Source organism: Psychrobacter sp. TB55-MNA-CIBAN-0194 (genome assembly GCF_040309505.1).
Taxonomy (GTDB): Bacteria; Pseudomonadota; Gammaproteobacteria; order Pseudomonadales; family Moraxellaceae; genus Psychrobacter; species Psychrobacter fozii.
In genome coordinates, this window is sequence record NZ_JBEOOW010000012.1 from 74,657 (window position 1) to 101,352 (window position 26,696).

General features: G+C 41.2%; 23 protein-coding genes. 8 read left to right on the top strand and 15 right to left on the bottom strand.

Features of this window, described 5'->3' with window-relative positions; all coding sequences use genetic code 11:
- The 3 genes from AAEY75_RS13390 to cmoA all read right to left on the bottom strand — a co-directional run bounded on the left by AAEY75_RS13390 (position 1) and on the right by cmoA (position 3,139).
- Complete coding sequence (locus AAEY75_RS13390; protein ID WP_352259823.1) at positions 1-1,149, bottom strand: DUF1176 domain-containing protein; 1,149 nt, start codon at positions 1,147-1,149, stop codon at positions 1-3.
- 77 nt (positions 1,150-1,226) lie between these two features.
- Positions 1,227-2,303 carry a tRNA 5-methoxyuridine(34)/uridine 5-oxyacetic acid(34) synthase CmoB gene (cmoB, locus tag AAEY75_RS13395; RefSeq protein ID WP_352259824.1) on the bottom strand — a complete coding sequence of 359 codons (1,077 nt, stop codon included), beginning with the start codon at positions 2,301-2,303 and terminating at the stop codon, positions 1,227-1,229.
- Between the two features lie 50 nt (positions 2,304-2,353).
- On the bottom strand, positions 2,354-3,139 hold the full coding sequence (gene cmoA, locus AAEY75_RS13400; RefSeq protein WP_352259825.1) for a carboxy-S-adenosyl-L-methionine synthase CmoA: 786 nt from the start codon (positions 3,137-3,139) through the stop codon (positions 2,354-2,356).
- A 363-nt stretch (positions 3,140-3,502) separates the two neighbouring features.
- Here cmoA and msrA point away from each other — a divergent pair, with 363 nt between their 5' ends.
- From msrA to AAEY75_RS13415, 3 genes are all read left to right on the top strand, one after another.
- Positions 3,503-4,024, top strand: a complete 522-nt coding sequence (gene msrA, locus AAEY75_RS13405) for a peptide-methionine (S)-S-oxide reductase MsrA (RefSeq protein ID WP_352259826.1) — start codon at positions 3,503-3,505, stop codon at positions 4,022-4,024.
- A gap of 158 nt (positions 4,025-4,182) precedes the next feature.
- Entirely contained in the window at positions 4,183-4,857 is a 675-nt protein-coding gene (tmpT, locus tag AAEY75_RS13410; protein WP_352259827.1) for a thiopurine S-methyltransferase, read from the top strand.
- Between the two features lie 52 nt (positions 4,858-4,909).
- Positions 4,910-5,623: a DUF1499 domain-containing protein gene (locus tag AAEY75_RS13415; protein WP_352259828.1), complete on the top strand. Its 714-nt coding sequence runs from the start codon at positions 4,910-4,912 to the stop codon at positions 5,621-5,623.
- A gap of 76 nt (positions 5,624-5,699) precedes the next feature.
- Here the strand turns inward: AAEY75_RS13415 and AAEY75_RS13420 are convergent, their stop codons facing one another.
- Positions 5,700-6,314, bottom strand: coding sequence for a retron system putative HNH endonuclease (locus tag AAEY75_RS13420; RefSeq protein ID WP_352259829.1), 615 nt, complete (start codon positions 6,312-6,314; stop codon positions 5,700-5,702).
- Positions 6,315-6,320: 6 nt separating this feature from the next.
- Positions 6,321-7,853, bottom strand: a complete 1,533-nt coding sequence (locus AAEY75_RS13425) for an AAA family ATPase (protein WP_352259830.1) — start codon at positions 7,851-7,853, stop codon at positions 6,321-6,323.
- Positions 7,854-8,156: 303 nt separating this feature from the next.
- Between AAEY75_RS13425 and AAEY75_RS13430 the strand changes: the two genes are divergently transcribed.
- The gene (locus AAEY75_RS13430; RefSeq protein ID WP_352259831.1) at positions 8,157-9,620 is read left to right on the top strand and encodes a lytic murein transglycosylase; all 1,464 of its coding nucleotides are present in this window, start codon (positions 8,157-8,159) and stop codon (positions 9,618-9,620) included.
- Between the two features lie 109 nt (positions 9,621-9,729).
- Here the strand turns inward: AAEY75_RS13430 and AAEY75_RS13435 are convergent, their stop codons facing one another.
- The 4 genes from AAEY75_RS13435 to AAEY75_RS13450 all read right to left on the bottom strand — a co-directional run bounded on the left by AAEY75_RS13435 (position 9,730) and on the right by AAEY75_RS13450 (position 13,427).
- Positions 9,730-10,029 carry a hypothetical protein gene (locus AAEY75_RS13435; RefSeq protein ID WP_110924141.1) on the bottom strand — a complete coding sequence of 100 codons (300 nt, stop codon included), beginning with the start codon at positions 10,027-10,029 and terminating at the stop codon, positions 9,730-9,732.
- Between the two features lie 267 nt (positions 10,030-10,296).
- A complete protein-coding gene (locus tag AAEY75_RS13440; protein WP_352259832.1) occupies positions 10,297-11,295 on the bottom strand; it encodes a DUF4062 domain-containing protein in 999 nt (332 codons plus the stop codon).
- Positions 11,296-11,458: 163 nt separating this feature from the next.
- Positions 11,459-12,445: a glutamate racemase gene (gene murI / locus AAEY75_RS13445; protein WP_352259833.1), complete on the bottom strand. Its 987-nt coding sequence runs from the start codon at positions 12,443-12,445 to the stop codon at positions 11,459-11,461.
- Positions 12,446-12,698: 253 nt separating this feature from the next.
- A complete protein-coding gene (locus AAEY75_RS13450; protein WP_352259834.1) occupies positions 12,699-13,427 on the bottom strand; it encodes a DUF1285 domain-containing protein in 729 nt (242 codons plus the stop codon).
- 640 nt (positions 13,428-14,067) lie between these two features.
- Between AAEY75_RS13450 and AAEY75_RS13455 the strand changes: the two genes are divergently transcribed.
- Positions 14,068-15,705, top strand: coding sequence for an electron transfer flavoprotein-ubiquinone oxidoreductase (locus AAEY75_RS13455; RefSeq protein ID WP_110924209.1), 1,638 nt, complete (start codon positions 14,068-14,070; stop codon positions 15,703-15,705).
- A gap of 119 nt (positions 15,706-15,824) precedes the next feature.
- On the opposite strand, the gene AAEY75_RS13460 is transcribed toward AAEY75_RS13455, so the two are convergent.
- Positions 15,825-17,321 (bottom strand): alanine/glycine:cation symporter family protein, encoded by a 1,497-nt coding sequence (locus tag AAEY75_RS13460; RefSeq protein WP_197102555.1) that lies wholly within the window; start codon positions 17,319-17,321, stop codon positions 15,825-15,827.
- Positions 17,322-18,213: 892 nt separating this feature from the next.
- On the opposite strand from AAEY75_RS13460, the gene AAEY75_RS13465 reads away from it, so the two are divergent.
- The 3 genes from AAEY75_RS13465 (at position 18,214) to AAEY75_RS13475 (ending at position 21,050) form a co-directional block, all read left to right on the top strand.
- On the top strand, positions 18,214-18,474 hold the full coding sequence (locus AAEY75_RS13465) for a DUF4212 domain-containing protein (protein ID WP_110924137.1): 261 nt from the start codon (positions 18,214-18,216) through the stop codon (positions 18,472-18,474).
- 4 nt (positions 18,475-18,478) lie between these two features.
- Positions 18,479-20,347, top strand: a complete 1,869-nt coding sequence (locus AAEY75_RS13470) for a sodium:solute symporter family protein (RefSeq protein WP_352259835.1) — start codon at positions 18,479-18,481, stop codon at positions 20,345-20,347.
- 154 nt (positions 20,348-20,501) lie between these two features.
- Entirely contained in the window at positions 20,502-21,050 is a 549-nt protein-coding gene (locus AAEY75_RS13475) for a hypothetical protein (protein WP_352259836.1), read from the top strand.
- Between the two features lie 136 nt (positions 21,051-21,186).
- Here AAEY75_RS13475 and AAEY75_RS13480 read toward each other — a convergent pair whose 3' ends face one another.
- From AAEY75_RS13480 to AAEY75_RS13500, 5 genes are all read right to left on the bottom strand, one after another.
- Positions 21,187-21,786, bottom strand: coding sequence for a rhomboid family intramembrane serine protease (locus tag AAEY75_RS13480; RefSeq protein ID WP_352259837.1), 600 nt, complete (start codon positions 21,784-21,786; stop codon positions 21,187-21,189).
- A gap of 40 nt (positions 21,787-21,826) precedes the next feature.
- The gene (locus AAEY75_RS13485) at positions 21,827-22,879 is read right to left on the bottom strand and encodes a 5'-nucleotidase (RefSeq protein ID WP_352259838.1); all 1,053 of its coding nucleotides are present in this window, start codon (positions 22,877-22,879) and stop codon (positions 21,827-21,829) included.
- 322 nt (positions 22,880-23,201) lie between these two features.
- A complete protein-coding gene (locus AAEY75_RS13490; RefSeq protein WP_110924132.1) occupies positions 23,202-24,491 on the bottom strand; it encodes a TRAP transporter large permease in 1,290 nt (429 codons plus the stop codon).
- A complete protein-coding gene (locus tag AAEY75_RS13495) occupies positions 24,488-25,015 on the bottom strand; it encodes a TRAP transporter small permease (RefSeq protein ID WP_194198204.1) in 528 nt (175 codons plus the stop codon). The genes AAEY75_RS13490 and AAEY75_RS13495 overlap by 4 nt, the downstream gene beginning before the upstream one ends.
- Positions 25,016-25,032: 17 nt before the next feature.
- Complete coding sequence (locus tag AAEY75_RS13500; protein WP_197218464.1) at positions 25,033-26,091, bottom strand: TRAP transporter substrate-binding protein; 1,059 nt, start codon at positions 26,089-26,091, stop codon at positions 25,033-25,035.
- Positions 26,092-26,696: the final 605 nt, after the last annotated feature.

Here is a 26,696-nt window from a genome sequence, read left to right on the forward strand (position 1 = left end):
CTATTCTATAACTTCGCTGACATAGGTTGGTAAATCCCATGCGCCACCAGCAAAACCTCGGCACATTCCTGAGCTAGAATCTTCTGATTTGGCAAAAGTTTGACCATCCCAAACCCAAACTAAACGATTCCAGCAGTCACCCAATCCTCGATCTTTATGTACTGCCCAAATCTCACCATCAGAATAATCATTGCCTGCGGTGGTAATTAGCTGAGGGTTACGAGGTTTTGCATTATCTATAAGCCAATATCCACTAGCTGCGTTGTAAGCACCCATCCAACAGCTATGGACAGCTAAAGTATGAGTAGCATCAATAGGGATAAACTCCCAACCAGAGCTGTCGCCAGCATATTTTGCAAAATTTATAGAAGTGTCACTTTTAGGATTTATAAGCTCACAATCTCCCATCACATCCTCCGAACCTATTAACTGCTCAGAGTTGATATCTACCCATGTATTAATATTTTTCTGAAAATAAGCCAACCTTAAAGCATTTAACTGTTTATTGTCTTTGTCTGAATAGGCGAATGCTTTTTTTATCACAGGTGTTGGCTTAGCAGGTTTTGGTGTTTGCTTACTAGCATGATTCTTACTCACCAATGCTATTGACGTACCCACTCTGCCTTGTACTTCATCAAGTTTAAGCAACACCGCTCCCATACCTTTGTCACTAATCGTCCAGCGATCACTACCTACTCTTACTTCTATTTTTGTATTCAGGCGAGCGTGACGAAGCAATTGCTTGGTTTGATTTTCATCTAGCATATGCCTAGAATCATCATCACTTCTACTATTGATAGCGCCGTAACTTTTGTCATTTAGCCATAACTCGGTATGGCTAGATTCATTACCAGTATTCAAACTATCATCAGATGATGACTGGTAAAACTCATCATCTGAATATATAAAGTCTACATATACTTTTGGCAAAGCTTTCTTCGGCTCTACAACCATTAATATCGAGACTGGACCGCTACCAACACCTTCTTCAGCATAACCTGCTGCTCGGCAAGTCAAAGTGTTGTCGCAAACCACTTGCCAATCATCTTTGACAAAACCCCAGCCTTCAAATGGATCACCATAAGCATCTGATGCTACAGCAGGTAGCGAAAATAAACTGAACGTCATCAAAGCCATTACTAGTTTCACAATCTCTCATCCTTGTGTTAGGGTCTGTTATAGCGGCTGATTATATTGACTGATGGCGTTTCTACTACCCTAAAAAACTATCTTTTGGCAATTAATGTCGCGCGCATCGGGGCAGGATACCCTTCCATGGTTTTAGTCGAGTCATTAGGATCTAAGAAGTCTGCTAGCGAATGATAAGTCATCCATTCGGTTTGTCGCTGCTCTTCCGTCGAAGTCACGGCCACATCAACGCAGCGCACATCTGAGAATCCAGCTTTTTCCAACCAACCAATTAATGCTGCGACTGATGGCAAAAAGTATACGTTGTTCATTTGTGCATAACGGTCGTGCGGCACAAGTACAGTATTGGCATCGCCTTCAATAACCAACGTCTCAAGCACCAACTCACCGCCTTTGACCAATTGTCCTCTGAGCTGTTGCAGATGCTCAAAAGGTGACTGGCGATGATAAAGCACACCCATGCTAAATACGGTGTCAAACAATTGGCTGTGCGCAGGTAGCGCTTCCAGCGGTACGGGGATGTAATGCGTACGGTAGCGGCCCCTGTCCTTAGCATGAGCATAAGTATGAGCATCTGCCGCACCAACGAAATGACGAATCGCCATAAACTGATGGTAAAACAAGCATGACGGATCAATGATAATGACTGTATCCGCCCCTGCCCCTGCCATACGCCAGCCATGATAACCAGAGCCACCGCCCACATCTAATACGCGACGGCCTTCTAAACTACCTAAATGCGGCGCAACTCGTTGCCACTTCCAGTCACTGTGCCACTCGGTATCAATCTTAATACCTGATTCATCATTACCAATCTGACTGCCGATTTGACCACCAATCTGAAACGGCCCTTTACGCCACGGCATCAGCTGCTTTAATAATGCCATTGCTTGTTTACGCTGAGACTCATTTAAACTCGCCTCAATCGTCAATGTATCACTGTTTAGATCAACGTTGTTGACGGTCAAGTTTGGCAAACGAGCGACTGATGCTTGGTACGCAGGCGCGTGCGCATAATTGGCTTTGTCCTTGATAGCATTTAGCCATGTTGGCAATTGCTTAAGCCACTCATAAGCGATCGGCTGCTGTTGCGCCAGCTCTAGCAGGGTTAAATATAGTTCGCGTTCGGCGTTGATGATAGTGTCGTTGAGCATAAAAGCAGGTTACCGTGTTGATTGAGAAATAACTGTGTGAAAAGTAAGGATTATTTAAACGCCACCACAGAAACAAAATTCAAAAACTGAAACCACGTCAGATGACGTTTAAAACCAACATCGCTTAACCGTGCATGATGCTCGTCTAAGGTATCAGTAATAAGGACATTTTCTAACGCATTACGCTTGCCACTAATTTCCATCTCTGTATAACCATTCGCACGTTTAAAGTCATAATAACGCTCAACCAACCATGCATCATACTGCTCATCAAATGCGTGGGTTTTTTCAGTCAGTACCAATATGCCGCCTTCACTTAATGCCGCATAAATCTTTTCTAGCACCGCGACTCTATCTGCAGCGGGTAAAAACTGTAAGGTTAAATTCAAAATCACCATATCGCATGGCTCAAGTTCCACATCGCGAATGTCAGCAGTAATCACTTCGATATCGTGCTCAGGATAGTTCTCATTCAGTAACGTGGTCGCCTCTGTCGTCATCGCCGGTGAGATATCAATCGCCTTAATTTGCAAGTCTTGTGCCTCAAATTCGCCTGCTAGCGCCATCGTAGCCCCGCCAAGTGAGCAACCCAAATCATAAATACGGCTGACACGTTGTCCATTATCACCTTGCTGACGATACTTACAATGACGACGAGCAAAGATAGGAAGCATCGCGAGCACTTGACCATAACCGGGCACACTGCGACGTATCATATCTGGGAAACAAGCCACTACCTGCTCATCAAATGAAAAGCGCGACGCTTTATCCAGCGGTGTGGTAAACGGTTTGTCAAATAAGGTGTCATGTTTGATAGTAGGCTTGGATTGGCTCATGGTGCGACTCGTTTTTGAATAATAGAACTTAAATTAGGAAGTATTTGGCGATTTTGCTCGTCATTATTAAGCGAGAACAAAGCAACGTATAGGTCATTCAATTTAACAAAGGTACAAGGCAACCGAGTGCAGATATATATGAAATATTTCAAGCGAGGTTAACGCTGTAATTTGTTTATAGTGAATGTCCTATAGCAAAAATCCATTATAACATTACTGTTTGTTACTTATCGCGTTTGGCTCGCCTGCTAAGCTGAATAAGTAGTGCTGAAGGTAGTGAGACATTGAAAAGAAACATTGAAAAATGAAAACATCACAACCAAATACAGCACTTAACTCATATCTATAATAATAGGAAAAATTATGCAAACCATTATATTAGGCGGTGGCTGCTTCTGGTGTACTGAATCCATATTTTTATCAGTAAAAGGCGTGCAATCTGTCGTATCAGGTTATATGGGCGGTGATGCTGTCTCTGCTAATTACGAAGATGTTTGTAGCGGAACGACAGGACACGTTGAAGTGATCAAAGTCGAATTTGATGACAATATCGTACCGTTAGAAGTTATCTTAGATGCTTTCTTTGCGACTCATGATCCCACCACGATGGATCGTCAAGGTAATGATGTCGGTAGCCAGTATCGCAGCGTCGTGTTTTACACTGATGAAAATCAAAAACCAACTGTCGACCGTACTATTAATAAATTGCGTGATATGGGTGTCAGCGTGGTCACTGAAGTACATCCTGCCGTTGATTTCTACAAAGCTGAAGAAGCACATCAAGACTTCTTTAATAGAAACCCAGGACAAGGCTATTGCAACTTTGCAATCCCGCCAAAGCTTGCGAAACTACGTAAAGAATTCAGTCAGTACATGGTAAGCTAAATAGCGAATTGCATTAGCACTTATGTGTTTAGAATAAATGCTTAGCGCCATATTTGATAAAAGCCAAACGCCTATATTGCAAGCGTTTGGCTTTTTAATGTTGTCAGTAGTATCCATTAAATCGCTATCGCAACAAGCGTAAAATAAAGGCTAACATCATGAATCCAGAATTTTGGCAAACACGCTGGCAGGAGAAACGCATTGGCTTTAATCAATCTGTGGTGAATCCGTTATTAATGAAATACTTGAGCCATTTAAACGTGCCAGCAGGCGGTTGTATCTTTGTACCTTTATGCGGCAAGTCGATAGATATGGTTTGGCTAGCAGCGCAAGGCTATGATGTGGTGGGTGTTGAATTAGTAGAAACAGCGGTACAGGAATTCTTCGCTGAACAAGATATCGTGCCCACCGTACATGAGCATACAACTAGCCCCACTCTCAAATATTATCGAGGTCAGTTGTCGGGACAAACCATCACTTTATGGGTCGCTGATATCTTTGCACTGACGCCTAAAGATATTGGTTGCATCGATGCCGTATATGATAAAGCTGCATTGATTGCCCTGCCAGCCGATATGCGTGTGAAGTATAGCGAGCACGTTCTACAGCTTAGCGATACTGCTGATAAAGTATATGCACCGCAATTGTTAGTCACGCTCAATTATGATCAGAGTAAAAGAAATGGGCCACCCTTCTCAATTAATGATGAACAAATACAACAGTATTATGGCCAGCATTATCAAATCAGCGAACTCGCCAGCGAACCTACTTCTGTAGGATCGACACCTGAATTAACGGTAACAGAGCATGTCTGGCTGTTAAATAATAAATAAAATGCTAAGTACAGCGATTAAGCAGCTATTAAAAAAATAACGGAGCGTTCTCATGAAAATTTTAGTCAGTATGATAAGTTTAATCGCGTTTTTGCTGGTTGCACTACCAGCACCGCTTTATAGATTTGGGGTTGTAGAGTTAGGCACTGCCTTTGCAGGATTTAAATTTGGTCTGGTTGTTGGTATTGCGGCACTCGTACTCTTGGCAATCCAAGTGTTATTTAAACGTAAAACGGTCAGCCTTGCTAGCGCAGCAATAGCCGTTATATTTTCTGCGATTGCTATCGCCCTTCCACTCGGTATGATGACTACTGCCAAAAATGTACCACCGATTCACGATATTTCAACCGATGTAGTAAACCCACCTCAGTTTGCCGCGATTGCGCCACTACGTGCAGATGCGCCAAATCCAGTAGAGTACGCAGGTGCAGAAGCGGCTGAACAACAACGCACGGCCTATCCTGATCTACAGACATTGACCTACTCTCAATCCAAGTCTGAATTGGTTGAGGCATCCAAACAAGCCATTGAGAATTTAGGTTGGGAACTTATCAATACTGACGCAGATAAAGGCATCGTTGAAGCGACAGAAACGACTGCTTGGTTTGGCTTTAAAGATGATGTGGTTGTACGTGTGACTGACAATGATAGCGAACGCTTGGTTGATATCCGCAGTAAATCACGAATTGGCAAAAGTGACCTAGGTAAAAATGCGGCACGTATTCATAGCTTTATTGAAGAGCTAGATAAGGTTTTGGGGAAGTAGTTAGGTTTGGGCAACGGTAAAAATAAGCTATGCTTGCTACATAGAAGATAGCAAGCATAGGTTTAAAGTAAATATATTATGCCAACTTATTCACGATATACTCAAGTTCTCTATACTGCGGAAAATCTTTAACCAACTCTAAAAAGCTATCTTTGAAAGTGCTACTTTCTTGCAGTTGATAGATATCATCACACACATTAAATAATGGTAGATATTTTTGAACTAACTTAATTAAATCAGTTCGGTGATTAATCAACTCATTATGGTTTAACTTTAATATGTCTATTGATTCATCGGCATCTGTTTTATGTTTATCACCGAACAACTGAGCAGATAAAGGATTCATTTTAACGCTGTCGTCACAGTCAGTATGTAGCGGATGAACTTTTATCTTCTTACTTTGCTTTGCGATGTTGCAATGCTTGTTCGAGACACAGCTCAATAACAAATTATGATAACTGAACTGTAGTTTTCGATGTTGATGCTTGTCTTGCAAATGCTCTACGCTCGCGCTTTTAGTAGATATCTTTTTGCAACAGTAACAACATAGTCCGTGCTGCTCAGCATGAAGCTGTTCTCTTAAAGCCTCCTTTTCATCGAAAGGTAAATCGTTCCAATTGAGCGTATTATATTTTTTAATCCACTTAGCAGTTATATCGGGCATAGTCCCTGTTTTATTGATCTTTTGCATAACTCGCTAGCCCTCTTTTTTTGCTGCAAGTTGGGCTTGAGTGAGATGCAATCGACAGCGCAGTAATTCTAAATTCTCTGGCATCTGTTTTTCTAATTTCATAATGTAACTCTCTGCACTCTCAAACTTCTTCTGATAAATAAGTTCTGCAACTTTATCGAAATCTTTTTGTGCTTTTGGATCTCTAATTGGCACATCAAATACTTTAGTTAAAACTGTATTAACGTCTTCACCATAAACATTTGATACTTGATTTAGCTCACCATCATCAAGAGCATAAACCAAAGTATCAGGCCGATCGCTGATAACATGTGGCGAATGGGTGGTTAAAACAAATTGCACATTGGGGAAAGTTTTTACAAATTTATCAATCAAGTCATGTTGCCATTTTGGATGAAGATGCAAATCCACTTCATCAATCATCACCATACCTTCACCTTCTAGCGGATTATCAAGGCTAGGATTAAGTATAGCTAATCGACGTGCAATATCTCCGACCAAAGCTAGAAGTGATTTCTCTCCTTGGGATAACTGATTGACGTCTAATTCTTCGCCATCTTTTTCTACTATCATAGTAGGTGTACCTTGGCGACGTATGCGAGGGTTTTTAAAATTAGTAAAATACTCTATTGCATTACGAATAGCGTTCAGAGAAGTAAGCTGGTTTTTCAAAGCTGCTTCATTCAACCAATGGTTACGTATATTTAATGAATTATAATGGTATTTTTCTTTTTCAATTTCAGCTGATAGTTCAGCCAAACTAAGATAGCGAACTTCATCGTTTGGAAAATATTCAATATCATCAAAATGCTCTCTTTCTAACAAAAGATCATGCAAACGCATTTGAGATTGGATCAACTCATCTACTTTTTCGCTTTTCGATATCTTATTTTTTGATTGCTCGTTCTCAATATCTTCGTTGTCACGAAACCACTGAAAAAAAAGAGCATAGTTTACTCCAGCGTTTAAAAAGTCTTTATAAGCAGATAGTTGGTTTAACATATAGCTATAACCAGCGTTAATACTATTAACTTCAACATTTCTATCAGTTGTATAATTTGCTATTAAAGGGAGACTAGCTTCTCTATTGTCTCCAAAAATATTTGTATACTGTTCTATTAAAGAATTAAAACCGTCATCATCTATACCATATACAGCAGGGCTTAAAACCTCTTTTCTAGTCGCACTTACCTTTATACTTTTAACTTCTTCTTTGACATCAAGAAACGACAGTTTCAATGATACCTCTTCCTTAGTATTCTTAATTTGCGACTGCCTAATGTACTCTCCTTCATGTGGAAGTTTTAAAAACTCATTGTCGGCTTTAGTTCTAGTAGTAGGTTGTCCACTAGAATCTAAAACCCCGTTTACAAACCAACTCAACCCAGTAGCCAAAGCCTGCAAAATCTGCGACTTACCTGCACCATTATCGCCCACAATCACAGTGATATTACCCGCCTTCTCGGCTGTCGGAGCAAAGTCTATTTTTAGGTCTTCAAATCGACCATAGTTTTGCAGATGTAAGCGTTTAACTTTCATTGTTTACCTTATTTTTATAGGTAGTAAATATTTAAGTATTTTATCAATTTCTGTGGTGATGCTTACCAATCAGTATAGCAACTTAAAACGCAGCTGAGGAATGCTATTGTTTTGAAAAAAGCCTCAACTTACTTAAAACCCTCTTCTAATCTTGCGCCACCGTCAATTTATAGTAACCATTCACAATCTTAGTCCTTCGATACCTTTTCTTTACTGTTTAGATTGGTTACTCTAAGTCAATACTGCTTTTATCCACTTTGTTTTACTTCTCAATGACCATTTCGATGTTTATAGGATATTCCCATGCGTTTGACTTCACTTTCTAATTTATCACTACTTAGCATCGCTGTTGGGCTGAGTCTTGCTAGCACTGCCCAAGCGGCTGCACCAGATGCCCCAGATTTATCAAATGCTGAATTCCAACAATGTTTAGATGGTCTAAAAAACTCTAGCAAATTTCGTGGCGTCGACAGTTTTACCTTTAACAACTATCGCCCTACTCAGCCTGATCCTAGTGTGATTCAGTCTCTTAACTATCAGCCTGAGTTTCAAAAAGACGTGTGGGATTATCTATCAGTGCTAGTGGACAAAGAGCGCGTAGAAGATGGTATCCGTGCCAAACGCCAGTGGAGTGACACACTACGCCAAATAGAGTCTCGTTATGGTGTAAAAGCTGAGCATGTATTAGGGGTATGGGGCGTAGAGTCAAACTTCGGTCAGACATTGGGCAAAAAGCCACTGTTTGAATCTTTAGCGACACTGTCATGCTTTGATCGTCGCCAGAGTTACTTCCAAGGCGAGTATGCCAATGCTCTAAAAATCGTCCAAAATGGTGATATCGCACCAAGTGATATGACTGGCTCTTGGGCAGGTGCTTTTGGGCAGACACAGTTTATGCCAAGCACTTTCTTAGAGTTGGCTGTCGACTTTGATGGTGACGGACGCCGTGATTTGGTCAACAATGTCCCTGACGCACTAGCCTCCACTGCGAACTTTTTGAGTAAGCGCGGCTACCGCTCAGGCGAGCCTTGGGGCTATGAAGTCAAACTACCTGATGGCTACTGGGCAGCGTCTGACCGTAAAAACAAAAAGTCTATCAGTCACTGGCGTGGTCAAGGTCTAACACTCGCGAATGGTGGCTCTCTACCATCTGATTTAAGCAGCGCAGGATTATTATTACCTGCTGGTATTGAAGGCCCTGCATTTTTGGTTGGTAAAAACTTCGATACGTTTTATTCATACAATGCCTCAGAAAACTACGCATTGGCAATCGCTCATTTAGCAGACCTAATCATCCGCGAAGACAGTAGCAAAACCGACTTTGCCACAGCGTGGCCAACGGATGACCCAGGAATCAGCCGCCAACAAGCAAAAGACATTCAACAAGCACTATTAAATGCTGGTTATGATATTGGTGGTGTTGATGGCATCATTGGTGATAACACTCGTACTGCTATCCAGCAATACCAATCTAGTAAAGGTATATTTCCAGCAGATGGCCGCGCAGGACAGAAATTCTATCGCGCAATCGTTGGTAATGCAGCGACAAATCAAACTCAGTTTGGCCAACCTTCAAATAGCAGACCTTTAAACCCTGCCCCTGCTGATCGTATGGGACAACTGATCCAACAGCAAACGACTACACCTAGCAACACTTATTCAGCGCAACCAGCTGCTCAATCATCGACGTCTGACAATACACGCTATCGCCGCGTTACTAGTGCCGATGGTACTATTCAGCTCGTCCGTGTTGACGAAGGTTCGTAAGATTAAATAATCTGTTCTTTAGCACATAAAAAAGCCACGCTATGATTAGCGTGGCTTTTTTTGGTTTTGTCAAAAAACTACATAAAATTTTGAAAGCTAAAATGATAACTTAAACGATAGGTGGTGGATTTGGCTTACCATTGTCACCATCCCAGTTTTCACGCGCTTTGTCATCTAAATCAGCAGGGGTTTTTGATTCCCACTTGCCATTCTCTTTCCAAGTTGCATCGCCCCAATCTTCGTCTTGTTCTTTTCTATCCAAATCTTTATAAGCTTGGCTTGGATCGATACCACGGCGTTTCATATCTGCTACTTGCTCTTCTAATGTATGAAACTGTTCAGAGTCATGCATCGTTTTTTCTAAACCATCTAATTCATTTCTTAGTTCGTCACGTTTATCGTTACTCATTATATACTCTCCTTAATGGGTCAATATTATTGTACGTTTTATACGTTTTTAATTTTAATATAAGCGATGTGTTCATCATAAATATCTAACCAGTCTTATTATCACCAGTCTTGAACGGATTCACAACCATTGGCTCGTATGCTTTGTATTACAAAACGTATTCATAGAATCATACATACTACTGACAATGTCTATCATGATGAATATTTTAAAATTGAGGAGATATGAGAAGCACTAATAATAGGTGCTACTAAAAAAGTATATTTATCATTGCGACTGAGAATCCGAGTTTTTCCACAGATTCTTTGCATAAAAGGTCAATTTCCAAAGCTCTTGTGAAGCTCGAGTACCGTAAGTGGTCAGCTGTATCCAGTTGGCACCAACCAGTTGACGCTGCAATTTATTTAAATCATCTTGAGAAATTTGGCAGCGCGAGACAGCATGAACATTGGGCATATCTTGTTTGACGTCTTGCTCAGCCTTTGACGCTATGAGGCGATTCATGGTGTTTTGCAAGCCATAGCTAGAAAAGTTCGATGGGATTTTCATTAATGAGACCAGTATCTCTTCCCACGTTAATGCCAGCAGTCTGGTCACATCTGTTAAATTACCACCCTCATAAGCTTGGGCGCTATACCGAACATCTATCCCTTCTGTCAATACAATTGGTTGGCTCACGTTATCCGCCGCAAAGGCTTCATCGACAGGACTGTCTTTCTTAACAGTTTTATTAGTAGATAATATATCTGCAAATCTTTCAGCCACTGATTGGTTGCTGAACTTGATGGTTTCCTCATTAGCCCTTACCCAGCCACCAGTTACCTTATGATCAACCATGATATTGTCGTAAGCTTTTGCGATCAGTTTTTCGATATCAGCTTCTGTATCATAATAATATAGTTGATTATCTTGCCTAGTCACCAACTTAATGAACTCTTGCAGTTGACGGCTAATGAGCGCATCTTGAGAATGATTTTTGACTAACACAAATAAGGGTTTGCTTTTGGCTTTAGCATTCAAATAGCTCAAATGCATTTGACTGACGCCTGTTCTTTGTACCGTACCGTAGCTGTCTCCAATGATCATCGCCACATAATCGCAGGAATCGATACATTGTCGACCATATAAAGAGGCTGTCGGCAATTGGCTCGACACATCATAGGTCAAAAATGCAAACGGCTGAAAAAATATCGCTAAGCTGTCTAAGACCAACAACTGGTCATTATCAGCGCATATGATATGAATATGGTAGCGACGGTTTGGCACAATCACCTCTAAAATCAGGTCATGATATAAAAGAATATGATATAAAAGAGAGCACAAATATCTTGTTTTGCACAGACTAGCACAGTCTTATAAAAATTTGGTTCAATTTATTTTAATGATATAAGTATGATTAGGGGCTTTATATAAGCAGTATCAGTCGCCCTTACTTAGCATAATATTGTAATACGACTTCGCTGCCAAGCAACCGCGTAATCAAAACATCCAGTTTGCCATCATATTTGGTCGCATAAAAAACCAATGGCGACCGCAGATTAACATCTGAGCCACCAATGGCAGCTAGACCATTTGACTGACTCTTAATTGACGCTGACAGCTGGTTCACGACCAATAGTTGTTTGACGCGCTCGGCGATTGCTTGTCCAGAGTCAACCACTTGCATCGATAACTGCTGCTGAGCAATCTCATCTAATAAGAATTCTTTAAAAAACGGATAATGCGTACAGCCTAGTACCAATTGGTCAATACCATCATTTGCAAACACTTGTAGCTGCTGGCGCAAATTTAGAGCCGTTTCGCTTTCCTCTGGCATCCCAGCCTCTACCCAAGGTACTAATTGCGGATCAAAATACTTGGTAACGATAGTATGGTTAGGTTTTGCGACGTTATTGATAACGTCATTCAGCAACGTACCATTCAAAGTCGCCTTGGTCGCCAATACTGCAACACGGCCACTTTTACTGGCGAGTACTGCTGGCTTCAAGGCAGGGACTAAACCAACGATAGGTAACTGTGGATAATAACGCCGTGCTGTCTCCAATGCATAAGCTGAGGCACTGTTGCACGCAATGACGATAAGCTTACAGCCTTGCTGATACAACCACTCTACTGCCGTCAACGTTAGCGCTTCGATATCTGCACTGTCACGATTACCGTAGGGTACATTCAGCGTATCAGCATAATAAACATAACGCTCGGTAGGTAATTGCTTCGCTAAATGTAGATAGACAGACAGTCCTCCAAGACCAGAATCAAACAGTCCAATTGGCGCGTTTCGACTTCTATTATGCACAGTGGTATTAATGCCAGTTTTAATAATAGTAGCATTAGATATACATTCAGAGCCGTTACTATTAAGGCCATCTGAGCGTACTTTGATTGTATTAGGGGTATTACTTGCGGCAATATCCATGATTACGTTACTGCCATTTTTATACACATATCGTCATCTTTATACTGCTTATTCAATCGCGGATTGACTTAAATATGGCCATTCCACTATAAGAGTATTACTGTGTTAACCTCGCTTGAAGTATTTAATATACATCTACACTCAGTTGCCTTGTACTACTTTTAAATTGAATCGACTATATCATACCGCTATCAGTGTTTTAGTTGGTAAAAATCATTCTATCTATTGAGTGTAGCGTAATTTACCAGTGTTGTTAATCGGCTGGCATCGATAATTGATATGAGCTACCGCCACTTTGTAAGGTTAATATTACCTTACCATCTTGCTCTCTCAGTTCACCAATTTCCGTCAAATGATAAAAGGTGTTACGACCGATCAGTGCGGTCAAACCATTTCTAACGGGCATATAAGGACGTATTTGCCTTTCGGATGTTTTCCCCTGATGATTATCAGCATCTACATCAGCCATTGTATGGTCGATTGTATTATTACCTTTAATATTATACGCCTTTAATATGATTTGATGCTCATCATCTAAACGCACCACATCACCTGTTGTGGTCGTAAACTCTAACCAACTTTTATTGCCCTCATTGACGATACCGACATCATTAATCAGAAGTGGCGCATCTTCCACTTGAATGCGGATTTTTTGCACAGGTGTCTTCAAAAAGTACTCAGTGATGCCCTCATTTTCTTCTTTCCACAATATAGTCGCAAACAAGCTGACTAATGACTCTCTAGTCATTTCACCACCTTCATGCCACCACTCACCATTTGCCTTTATGACCAGATCCATATCAGCCACATTATCAGGATGCCAGTTCTCTAGTGGTGGTATTGCACGACCTTTGCGTGAGCCTGCAGTAGACTTTAAATACAGGCTAAGCGCATCCATGTTATTTAGGTCGGGTGACAGGTTATCAGGGACTTCAGCACCATTTTTACGATTACTAGCAGCACTATTATTATCATTATTCATTGTATAATCCTTTACCTAGTATTCAAAGTTTGGCAAATCTGTTATTACTATAAATTTTAGTTTCGGGTATGATGAGACCACGTCATCATAAACCACTCATTAACTCGATATTACCTTAACACCTATACTCATAAATGCGTATCGTGTTTATAGGACTTTTCTTTTATAATGAGTAACGATTTTTTATTTTTATTAAAACGATCAAGTGGCTATTGTGTTAATGACACATTTTACGTTATGTGTTGATATCTTTAAATAAATTGATCTCAATAGCAGCGTGATCAATTGATGCCGCAAAGACAGTTTTTATCGGGCAGCCATATGTCTGAGTAACGTTAGCGCCGCAACTCTATTATTCAATTGTTAAGCTAATGATGCCCTGAGATAAGCCACTAAAAGTTTAGGAGTAGGTATGCAAGAGCCAAACAATCAAGAAGCAATCATCGACGGTAATACTGTGAACACTGACAAGCCAGAAACAGCAAATCTGCACAAAGCAGCGCCAGAAGTTGCGACTCAAGAAGTGGCAGTTGGAGAAGTCGCAGTGGAAGAGCAACTTGCTGAAGAAGTTATTATCGAAAAAGCACCAGAGCCAGTCGTAGAACCTGTAGCGGCAGAGCCTGAAATCGAACGTGAATCAATGGAGTTCGATGTCATCATCGTCGGTGGTGGACCTGCTGGTCTCTCTGCCGCTATTCGTCTACGTCAACTTGCTATTGCAGCTGGCAATGATGAATTTATGGTTTGTGTGGTCGAGAAAGGCTCTGAATTTGGTGCTCATACCTTATCTGGCGCGGTCATCGAACCACGTGCGTTGAACGAGTTAATTCCAGATTGGAAAGAAAAAGGCGCACCGCTTAACGTGCCAGCGACCGAAGATCGCTTCTACTATCTAAACTCGGCCACACGCTCTACTAAAGTTCCTGATTCTTTGATTCCAGGGCCGATGCACAATGACGGCAACTATATTGTCTCCTTAGGTAATGTGGTTCGTTGGTTGGCTGTACAAGCAGAAGAGCTAGAAGTCATGATGTTCCCAGGCTTCCCTGCCGATGACATCTTATATAATGACGATGGCTCTGTACGCGGTGTCTTAACGGGTGATATGGGCGTGGCTGCTAATGGCGAAGCCAAGCCAAGCTTTGAGCCTGGTTACGAGCTGCTTGCCAAATATACTATCTTTGCTGAAGGTAGCCGCGGTCACCTAGGCAAACGCTTGATCAGCCGTTTTGATCTTGATAAAGACTCAGATCCTCAGCATTATGGTCTTGGCTTGAAAGAGCTGTGGGACGTTGTACCTGAAAAACATGAGCAAGGCGTAGTCATGCACGGTCTTGGCTGGCCATTGACCGAAACGGGTTCTACTGGTGGCTGGTGGTTGTACTTTGATGAAAACAACCAAGTTAGCTTTGGTCTTGTCGCTGACTTGTCTTACCACAACCCATATATGTCGCCATTTGATGAGATGCAGCGTTTGAAAACGCATCCTGTCATCAAAAACGTATTAGAAGGCGGCAAACGCATTTCTTACGGCGCACGTGCATTGACCAAAGGTGGTCTAAATTCACTACCGAAATTCACATTCCCAGGTGGTGTTTTGGTCGGTGATGATGCTGGCTTCTTGAACCCTGCCAAAATCAAAGGGACTCATACCTCGATGAAATCAGGTATGCTCGCAGCCGAAGCTATCTTTGAAGCATTACAAGCTGACCGTCAGCATGACGAAGTCGTTGCTTATACAACAATGTATAAAGAGTCATGGCTGTATCAAGACAACTATGAATCACGTAACTTCTCGCCTGCGATACATCGCATGGGTCTGTTTATGGGCGGTGCTTTCACCTTTATTGAGCACAATCTATTAAAGGGTAAAATGCCATTTACCTTACATGACAATCTACATGACTATGATCAGCTTGAACGTGCTGCTCATGCTTATCAGCCAACTTATCTCAAGCCTGATGGCAAGCTGGTCTTTGATAAATTGTCGTCAGTGTTCATCTCTAATACCAACCACGCTGAAGATCAGCCGACGCATTTGAAACTGACCGATCCAACGGTTCCTGTCTCAATTAACTTACCTTTATATGCAGAGCCTGCGCGTTTATATTGCCCAGCCGGTGTTTATGAAGTGGTTAAAAATGCTGAAGGTGCTAAGTTTGTTATCAATGCACAAAACTGTGTACATTGCAAAACGTGCGATATCAAAGATCCTTCGCAAAACATCACTTGGGTAACGCCAGAAGGTGGCGGTGGCCCTAACTATCCAAACATGTAATCTATGATTGAGACCATCATTGCTCCCATAGCGTTATAGCAGTTCAATAAAAAACCGCCCTTTCTATATTATAGAAAGGGCGGTTTTTTGTACTTATAGACTTCATTTAATCATCAAAATTAATCTGTCCACGCATCACGATTGGCTTCATCTTTCAGCTTCACGAAATCATCAGGGTTAAATTTGATTTGATCTCCTGTTTTGCCCTCTTTTATTTGACGTTCATAATCACGTAAAATTCTAAGCGCCACTGGAGATAGCATGACAATAGCCACCAAGTTGACCAGTGCCATCAGACCCATTGATAAATCGGCGAAATTCCAAATAGCAGGTAAGCTAGCAACGGCACCAATGAATACCATGCCCAATACCATGAAGCGGAATACCATGATCATTACCTTGGCATTTTTGGCACCAGAGATAAACTCAAGATTCGACTCACCATAGCTATAATTGGCGATGATAGAAGTGAACGAAAAGAAGAAAATAGCGATGGCAACGAACACCACACCTAAGTCACCCACATACTGTGATAGTGCTAGCTGAGTCAGCTGAATACCTTCTTGTTCAACATTTGGATCGACCACACCAGATAATATGATAATCGACGCGGTTGCTGTACAGATGATGAGCGTATCCATGAATACACCCAGCATTTGCATGAAGCCTTGCACTGCAGGATGATCAGGATGGCTTTTTGCAGTTGCTGCCGCATTAGGCGCTGAACCCATACCGGCTTCGTTAGAGAATAAGCCACGTTTGATACCATTAATCATTGCCTGAGCAATACCATAACCAATCACACCACCGGCTGCTTGCTCAAAACCAAATGCTGATTTTACAATCAAAGCAATCGCTGCTGGGAACTGGCTAAAGTTGGTAACGATAATATATAAGGCCAATAACACATATAAAATAGCCATGACTGGTACGATTTTACCCGCGATACGAGCAACCGAACGCAAGCCACCGAATACCACTGGCGCTACTAAGACTACTAGTATCAAGCCTGTCATCCATGTTGGAATACCGAAGGCTTCATGCGTTGCCTGTGCAATGGTATTTGACTGTACGCCGTTGAACGCCAAACCAAAAGCCACCAGCAAACATAATGAGAAAAATATAGCCAACCAGCGTTTACCCAGACCTTTTTCAATATAGTAAGCCGGTCCACCACGATAGACATTGTCGTTGTGCGGTACTTTATATGCTTGAGCGAGCGTTGATTCAATGAAGCTCGTCGACATACCGACGATTGCAGTCATCCACATCCAAAACACAGCACCTGGACCGCCAAGATAAATCGCAATGGCTACCCCTGCTAAGTTACCTGTGCCGACGCGCGCTGCTAATGATGTCATTAATGCTTCAAACGAGCTAATACCGCCATCTTTACGCCCTTGATTGGAAACGCGTAATAGCTTCCACATATGGCCAAAATGACGAAACTGAATAAAGCGTGTAATAATGGTAAAGTAAAGACCTGCGCCAATAAGTACGAACACTAACAATCCATACCAAGGGTTACTGGCAATCAACCAATCATTGTTACCCCAAATAATGCTGACACCATAATTTACGATGCTATTAAACCAACCTGCTATTCCGTCATTCATACGGACTCCTCATTAACGATTAACACTTTATAGACTTTCTCTAAGAGTAGTACCGGTATCATATTTCGACCAATGCCAGACACTAAAGCATCTGGTTCAAAACATTCGATACCAAAATATCATGTGCATGATATAGACATTGAGTGATTAACGATTATCACATTTGGTTATTAACTCTGATAATATATTTATTAAATAAATGTTACTTACACTTGATATACTATAGAATGTATTGAGTAACAATTTAGCAGTATTTATTAAACTATTGTTGTATCATCCCTGCGATTTTAACTATTGAGAGGATGTATACCAATATTAGATACTATATAGATATCTTAAATGCACACTCAATTATTGCCATTACTTCTATTTAGTACAGGCAAAATGCATTTTAGACATTCATGTTGATGTAATATTTACTGGTCAACATGAATTTTTGGAACATTAAAAATGTTCAGGTCCTTGTCAGGAAGACAAGATTGCAAAAAAGACAGTGGATTGTCCTACTCCCTCTCTCTCTTCCTCGATAAGCCCTATTATTCCTATACAACATTTTTAATAAAAGTGACTGATGCAATACTGAAGCATTCATTTATCACTTTTGGCAATCAGCTTTCAGTAAAAACATGCTGTTACGTATTGCGTTTCCCACTGTTTGGCACAGTACGTATCTATTTTTTATGACCATTTGAGTAATAAAAAATAGCCAAAACCTTTCTCATGTTGTTGGTACTTTTTTAGTAACACTATTAAATAATTTTGGATTTGCAGTCTATCAAGCAAATTGTTGCCATAGATATAATATCGCGGTAATCGATAAATGTGAAACCATCACGATTCAGTAAAATTAGACCGACAATAACATTTTAGGTAAGACAAAAGGAGTTGTCCTATGGAGAACCACAGCGATTCATCTGGATATTGGAAAGCCAATATTCGTCTCATTCAAGGTTGCCTTGTCGTTTGGGTACTATGCTCGTACGGCTTTGGTATTTTGTTTCGTCCATTGTTAGCTGGTATCAAAATCGGTGGTACTGATCTGGGCTTTTGGTTTGCTCAGCAAGGATCTATTGGTATTTTTATCATCCTAATTTTCTTTTACGCTTGGCGTATGAATAAGTTAGATAAACAATATGGCGTAGACGAGGAATAGCCCCATGAGTCAATTTGTAATTAATCTTATTTTTGTGGGTCTATCTTTCGCACTGTACTTCGGTATCGCGATTTGGGCTCGTGCTGGTTCGACCAGTGAATTTTATGTTGCTGGCGGTGGTGTCCATCCGGTCGTTAACGGTATGGCAACCGCTGCTGACTGGATGAGTGCGGCGTCATTTATCTCAATGGCAGGTCTGATTGCTGCTGGTGGTTATGGCGCTTCTACCTATTTGATGGGTTGGACAGGCGGTTACGTTCTACTGGCAATGCTTTTAGCGCCTTACTTGCGTAAATTTGGTAAGTTCACGGTTCCGGACTTTATCGGCGATCGTTTTTACTCAAAAACGGCTGCTATGATTGCTGTGGTCTGTTTGATTACTGCATCGACCACTTACGTTATCGGTCAGATGACCGGTGCTGGTGTTGCATTCTCGCGCTTCTTAGAAGTTGAGAGTAGTACTGGTCTTATTATCGCTGCTATTGTTGTCTTCTTTTATGCTGTACTTGGTGGTATGAAAGGGATTACCTATACGCAGGTTGCACAGTATGTGGTTCTGATGATTGCCTATACTATTCCTGCCGTCTTTATTTCACTTGAGTTGACAGGTAACCCGATTCCAGGCTTAGGTTTGTTCTCAAACCATGTCGAATCAGGTGTCCCTATTTTGACCAAGCTAAATCAAGTCGTTACTGACTTAGGTTTTTCTTCGTATACTGCTGACGTACCTAACAAGCTCAATATGGTATTGTTTACCTTGACGCTTATGATCGGTACAGCAGGTCTACCACACGTTATCATTCGCTTTTTCACTGTACCTAAAGTCGCTGATGCTCGTTGGACTGCTGGTTGGACGTTAGTATTTATCTCACTATTGTACTTCACTGCTCCAGCAGTAGGTGCTATGGCGCGCTTAAACTTAGTAGATACTATCTACCCACAAGGTGTTGAAAACCAACCTATTCTCAATGATGATCGTCCTGATTGGATGAAAACTTGGGAAGAGACAGGTCTTATCAAGTATAACGATCTAAACAATGATGGTCGTATCCAGTTATATAGTGACAGTGGACTTGGTGCCGCTCAGATCGCTCTTAATACTGCTCAAGCTGACGGTGGCGATGTTGCTGCAGCAACTGCAGCAGTAGAAACCGCTCGTATTGCACATGATGCAGAGCTTGAGGGTCGTTTTGCTGACGCTGGATGGGCAGGTAACGAGCTTGATGTTAACGCTGATATCTTAGTTCTAGCGAATCCAGAGATTGCACAGCTTCCACCATGGGTTATTGGTCTTATCGCTGCAGGTGGTTTGGCAGCAGCACTATCAACAGCTGCAGGTCTACTGCTCGCAATTTCATCAGCCATCAGTCATGACTTAATTAAAGGTAACTTAAACCCAAATATTACTGATGCACAAGAGTTGAAGTATGCTCGTATCACTATGGGTGTGGCGATTGTAGTAGCGACTTACTTAGGTATGAATCCACCAGGGTTTGCCGCACAGGTCGTAGCACTGGCCTTCGGTATTGCGGCCTCTTCATTGTTCCCTGTGTTGATGATGGGTATTTTCTCTAAACGCATCAACAATCTTGGTGCTATTGCAGGTATGTTGACTGGTTTAATAGTCGTTCTTGTCTATATCTTTATGTTCAAAGGTTGGTTCTTCATCAGCGGTACTGCTAACTTCCCTGATACTGAAGAGTACTGGTTATTTGGTATCTCACCATTATCATTTGGTGCAGTTGGTGCATTGCTTAACTTCATCGTAGCATTCGCTGTATCTTATGCTACTGCGCCACCACCAGCACATATCCAAGAGTTGGTTGAGAGCGTACGTTCTCCACGTGGCGCTGGCGGTGCAGTCGACCACTAAGCTCACAACTGAGGATATATCTTCTGTTACTATATATCACTCACAGGCAGTAATTGCTTGTGGGTGATTTTTTTATTCTATAGCTATAATAACTAGATTTTTAATTTATCCAATAGGTTCAATTAAATACATCTAACGCATTAAGGAATATTTTATGCTTTTTGAGTTTATCGCTACCATCGCTGCCGCATTTGGTATGGCTGGAATAGCACTTATCATAACTCACCTCAGCAAACTGGCAGGCAAACGCGCTCCTAAATGGCTGATTCCCTTATTTGCTGCTATTGGTATGTTTGCATTTCAAATAAACCAAGAGTACAGCTGGTATGGCCAACAAGTTGAAAAGCTACCAGTAGGCGTAGAAGTCGTCAAAACAGCAGAAAGCACGGAGTGGTTCCGTCCATGGTCTTACGCTAAGCCGCACATATTACGGTTTATCGCTGCAGATATTGGAAACGCTAGTGTACAAGTAGATAATCCAGATATACATTTATTCAATTTGTATTTATTTGAAAGACGAAGAAGTATAGAGAAAGTTCCTCAAGTTATCGATTGCAGTATTCCTGCACGTGCAGACTACGTTATACCTGAGAAAGGCAATACCCTATCAATTGATGAACATGTAAGACAAACGACTGCATGGCGAGATTTAGCCACAGATGATCCATTATTTACCAGCATTTGCACTGATAAACAAAGCTAACGAATTAAAAGAGAATTAAGACAGTAAATCCATTAGTAGTACATTTTTCAAAAAGATATATGATGATAAGGCGGTATTTTAGATGAATAAAAAATCTAAATTACCGCCTTATTTACTTTGCTTTTCACTGACGATATTAACGAGACGTTTTCGTGTAAGTATGCTTAGAATTGGCTCCTAGCAGCAGCCCCGCACATAAACCACCGAAATGCGCGGCAAAGGAAATACCTTCTTGCGGCATCAAACCCTCTTTGATAGTGAGCCAATACCCCGCCCCCATAACGATACAAGCAATAAAATAACCCCAGCGCCGTGCAAATACAGCCCCTCCTATCATGTAACCGAGCATCGCAAAGCATAACCCCGAAGCTCCAATATGAATAGAAGATGGCGAACCGATAATCCAAGTGACTAACCCAGAAGCCACTATCAATTTAAGTATGGTTCGATAGGCATTTTTTTCAAATAACCCGAATAAAAATAATATTTGTAATAACGTTACCGTGTTGCCAAGTAAATGTGAATAATTACCATGCATCGTCCATGAAGCAAAAACGCCTATCATGCTGCCCACATCTAGGGCACGTGGCACAATACCAAAAATATTCCATAGTCCAAATAATGCCACTTCATTCAGAAAAAACATGCCCCACATGGGTATTAGTACAAAAGCATATAAACCAAAAACTTGCTTGATTCGGGCTACGAACAAGGTAAATAATTGCCGCCAGTTCATATTATTTTTTATCCTTTGGGTTAATTGCTTCAAGCATTTCTTACGGATTTATAGCAAATAGTGGGTGCTCTACTGGTTTAAATGACAATAATGCAGCATCTTTATCAGCCGTTAAGTAGCTATCACCATGTAATAATGATGTCGAGTGGTAAGGAACCAACGCAGTAGGAATGAAGCTACGTGCCGCATCGATATGCTTGATTGAGTCATCAAAAAAGATATGTGGTGCAAACGTTCTCAGGACTGCTGTTTTCTCCAAACCTCCTAAGAAGAATGCCATATCAACGTTTACGCCCCACTCTCGCAGCGTCTTGATAGCACGCAGATCAGCAGGTGCATTACGAGCAGTGACTAAAGCAATCTTTATTGGAGACAGTTTCAGACCAGCTGGCAGACGCTCTTGCAGGCTCGATAGCTTGATTAACAGCTCAGCATAAGGCCCTTTTTCAATCGGCAAGTCACGCATCTGTGCTTCACGATCATGAAAAGCACGCAGGCCTTTTTGTTTATAGAGCAACTCTCCTGAATCATCAAACAACACTGCATCGCCATCGAAGGCAATACGTAATTGCTCAGTATCTAATTCATAAGTATTAACAGGGGTCGCATCCAGTATCGCACAAGCACAAATATTGGCATCGGCAACTTGCTGCGCATCATCACGATTGGTGGTCAGAAATAAATCGACATTGAAATCTTTTATGTAAGGCGCAACAGGGCTACCTGAAATAAATGCTGAGCGTGAAATATTAATACCATCTGCAAGAATGGCATTGAGTACCTGAATACCGGTGTCTGGACTACTTTTTGAGACAATGACCACTTCTACCAAAGGAGCATCGGTCTCTATATCTTGCATTTTGTTATTATTACAATAATAATTGAGATTCAGCAATGCTTTGATTAGTGGATATCCAGCGCCAATATCTAAAGGATCATTTTCACGCTCGGTCATGTAGTCACGAAACTCTTTGATAGCGCTTATCGGGCGCTGCTCTAATAACTCTAATAAATAATTTTCTGATTCCGTTAAATCAAAAAGCGCGGTTGCAGAAATCGCGACTATAAGCGTGTTAGTAAAATCGATGGCCATTATTTTCTCTACTTATCAAACTATCTATTCAGAAGTGCCAACCAGTTTACTACATTCACAAGCCCTTAGAACGATAAGAAAAGTTATCCACGTATAATCTACGCTAATAAAAAATTCACCTTCGAGGCTATAAAAATAGCCACTCAGAAAGTGTCTCATAGTGCGACTATATGGAGGATAAGTTAATAATAGAATAATGATGCCCACTTTTCCTTTGATCATAAAAAAGCCATATTGCTATGAAAACAATATGGCCTTACTAGTCGAAACTTTAGATGAACTATAAACTGTGATTTTCTAAACTTACTGTTATCTATAAAGCTTATGTTAGCAAAACTAAAGATATCGCTGGGAAGGCGACCAAAATAACCAGTCGTATCAAATCAGAGACAATGAATGGTGCGACCCCGCGAAACATATCAGACAGCTTAATATGCGGTGCCATTGCCTTAATCACAAAAATATTCATCCCCATCGGTGGCGTAATCAGTCCAAGCTCTACTGTCAATACAGCGATGATACCAAACCACACTGGATCAAACCCTAACGCCACAATGATTGGATACACCACTGGAATAGTAATGACTAGCATTGCTAAAGCATCCATGAACAACCCTAAGAGGAAGTACATGATTAAGATACAGATCAGTACGATCATTGGGCTGACGTCTAGCGTACCAATCCAAGTTGCTAGTGTATAAGACAAGCGTGAGACGGATATAAAGTAACCCAAGGCTTCTGCACCCAGTAGCATAAAAAACACCACTGCTGACAATGCGAGCGTCTCAATCAAAGACTGCTTTAAACCATCTAAACGCATGCCTTTGACAAAAGCATAAGCCCAAGAAACAAACGCACCGACTGCTGCTCCTTCTGTTGGGGTAAATAACCCAAAGAAAATACCAGCGATAATCACAATGAAAATAAAGCTAAATGGTATGAGTCCCGTCAACGATAGCAACTTGGCTTTCAAAGAAGTAGGCTCACCGCGACGTGCTAAATGCGGCTTCCAGCGTACCATAACCATGACAGTGATTGAGTACATCACCATCCCTAACATACCAGGTAAAAAGCCAGCAATAAACATATCACCGACAGACTGCTGAGTTAGGATGGCATAGACCAGTAGCGCAATGCTGGGCGGGATCATAATACCTAACGTACCACCTGCTGCTAAAATGCCACAAGCAAAACCAGGTTGATAACCGTACTTTTCCATTTGTGGCAATGCAACCTTGGTCATGGTAGATGCCGTCGCCAATGATGACCCTGAGATTGAAGCAAAGATACCGGACGAGCCTATACCAGCAATACCCAGACTCCCCCTCACTCCACCAAATATTGTGCGAGTTGCATCAAACAACTTTCCTGCCATACCCGAATGAGAAGCAAAAACACCCATCAGTATGAATAAAGGAATGGCACTAAAATCATATTTTGCTAAAACATCAACTGGTAAATCCTTCAGCATCTGTACGGCACCAATCGGTGCTGTCACCGCACCGAAGCCAACCAAACCAACACCTAGCATAGCGAGCGCAACAGGAACACGCAGCATGACCATCGCAATCATGCACAACAAACCAATGGCGCCAATAATTTCTGGACTCATGCCCCTGTCTCCTCAGCGTCAAAGAACTCGCCTGTTTTAAAGATATTAATGGATTCTATTAATGATCGAATGGCAAGTAGTATGCTTAAAAAGGCACTGATAGCGTAAATGGGCATCATAGATATTCGAAGGTCTTGAGTGACTTTGCCATACTCTATCGCGTCAAAAGCACTCTCATAAAGTCCCCATGTGAATACAATACCGATGATGAAGAAACCCATCATAAAAGTGCCCATCATGTAGCCTTTAACAGCTTTTGACATTTTTTGAGTGAAGACATCGACAATGATTTGTGAGCGTTCCACAAAAGCGGCAAAGGCAGCTAACAATGCAAATAGCATAAAGTAGGAAACTATCTCTACACTACCTTTGACCGTAAATCCAAACTCACCACCAGTGAGCTTGAAAATATAACGAGCTGTCACATCTAACATAGTTACAAGAACAAGAATGATAAGACTAATGCCACCGATGAACTGACATAGCCTAGAAATAAAGGTGCTAATTTTTACTAAAAATGCCATGTGATACCTCCAATGAATTAAACCTTACAGGCTGCACTGGCGGCTTTTGCTTTTTCATAGACACTATCAGCATCTAAACCCAAAGCATTAACATCACTTAGATATTTTTTAGTGCCGTTTTCGAGCGGTCCTTTCCAGTCTGGATCATTTAGTGGATCAGGGATTTCGATGATTTCATCGCCTTTATCTCTGGCCGCTTGTATGGCCATTTGATCATGCTTATCAAACACTTCACCCACCTTGTTGGCCAGTGCCATCCCAGAATTTTTATCCAAGACTTGTTTTAAGTCATCAGGCAAATTGTCGTACTTGTCCTTATTCATAGTCACCATTAGCGCCGAACTATAAAAAGGGATGTTGGTATGATACTTGGTAATCTCGTCAATTTTAAATGCTGTGACAGCTTCCCATGGGAAACTCAACCCATCGACAACTCCTCGCTGTAACGAGGTATACATATCATTTGCAGGCAGACCTACTGGTGAAGCGCCAGCACTTTCGATAATGTCACCAGCGACGGCTGAAGGACGGCGAATGCGCATACCTTTCATGTCTTCAGGAGTACGGATCAATTTATCCGTAGTATGCAGTGCACCAGGCCCAGCACCATACATGAATAGTAGATGTGAGTCTTCATACTCACTAGCGAGCGTGCCATCCTCATAAAGAGTCTGTAGTATACAACTCATTTGAGTCGCTGAATTTGATAAACCAGGAAGTTCAGTGATTTGAGTTAAAGGAAAACGACCACTAGTATAACCATGTGCTTGTGAACCGATATCTATCGTACCTTTAGCAGCAGATTCGTAGGTAACATCTGCTTTGGCAAGACCTGCGGAAGGATATAGCTCTATTTTTAGACGACCATCAGAATCTGTTTCTATTTGTTTGGCCCAAGGTTCAAAGACCTCTGTGCTAATAGATGAGGTTGCTGGCCAAAAATGTGAGAAGCGCAAAACAGTCGTTTCTTGAGAGTTCGCTGATGAGCCATCAGTTGTATCAGCAGATTGGTTAGAACAACCTAAAAGACTGGCAGCCGCTAAGGCACCAATTGAAAAAAGAGGAGCTAACTTCATTATCAATTCCTTTTGATAATTATAAGAGTAGGAGTAAAGCTTACATTTAGTACTTCGGATTAAAAAAATAACGAGTTGTCTACAAATTTAAAACGTTATTTTTATAAAACTGTAATAAATATACCATTTAAAACTAGCAGCTATAATGATATAAGTCAAATCATTTTAGATTATTATCGCCAGTAATATATTCACTAACCGTGCATACAGTTATCCAAGATAAAATCTCTAAAAATAGGACGTATCTCTATGATAATAATCAAATAAACCATATTAATAAGGATAGGATAGTGCAAAGAATATTGAAGTCTTCATTAGCTATTTGGTAAAATTTACGCGTTTTTAGTATGTTTAGATGAATTTCTATTGAATTGAGGAAGCACTTTAGAAAGAAGCGTTATGCGATATTTTCAGATATTTAATTTTGGCAAGCTAAAAGCTAATTGTCTAAGAAAGCAGCTAACTCCCTCAAATACCAACCAAAAGAAAACCCCCTCTGACATAAGTCAAAGGGGGTTTATCTTTAGAATAGAGAGCTGACGATGACCTACTCTCACATGGACGAATCCACACTACCATTGGCGCAACGATGTTTCACTTCTGAG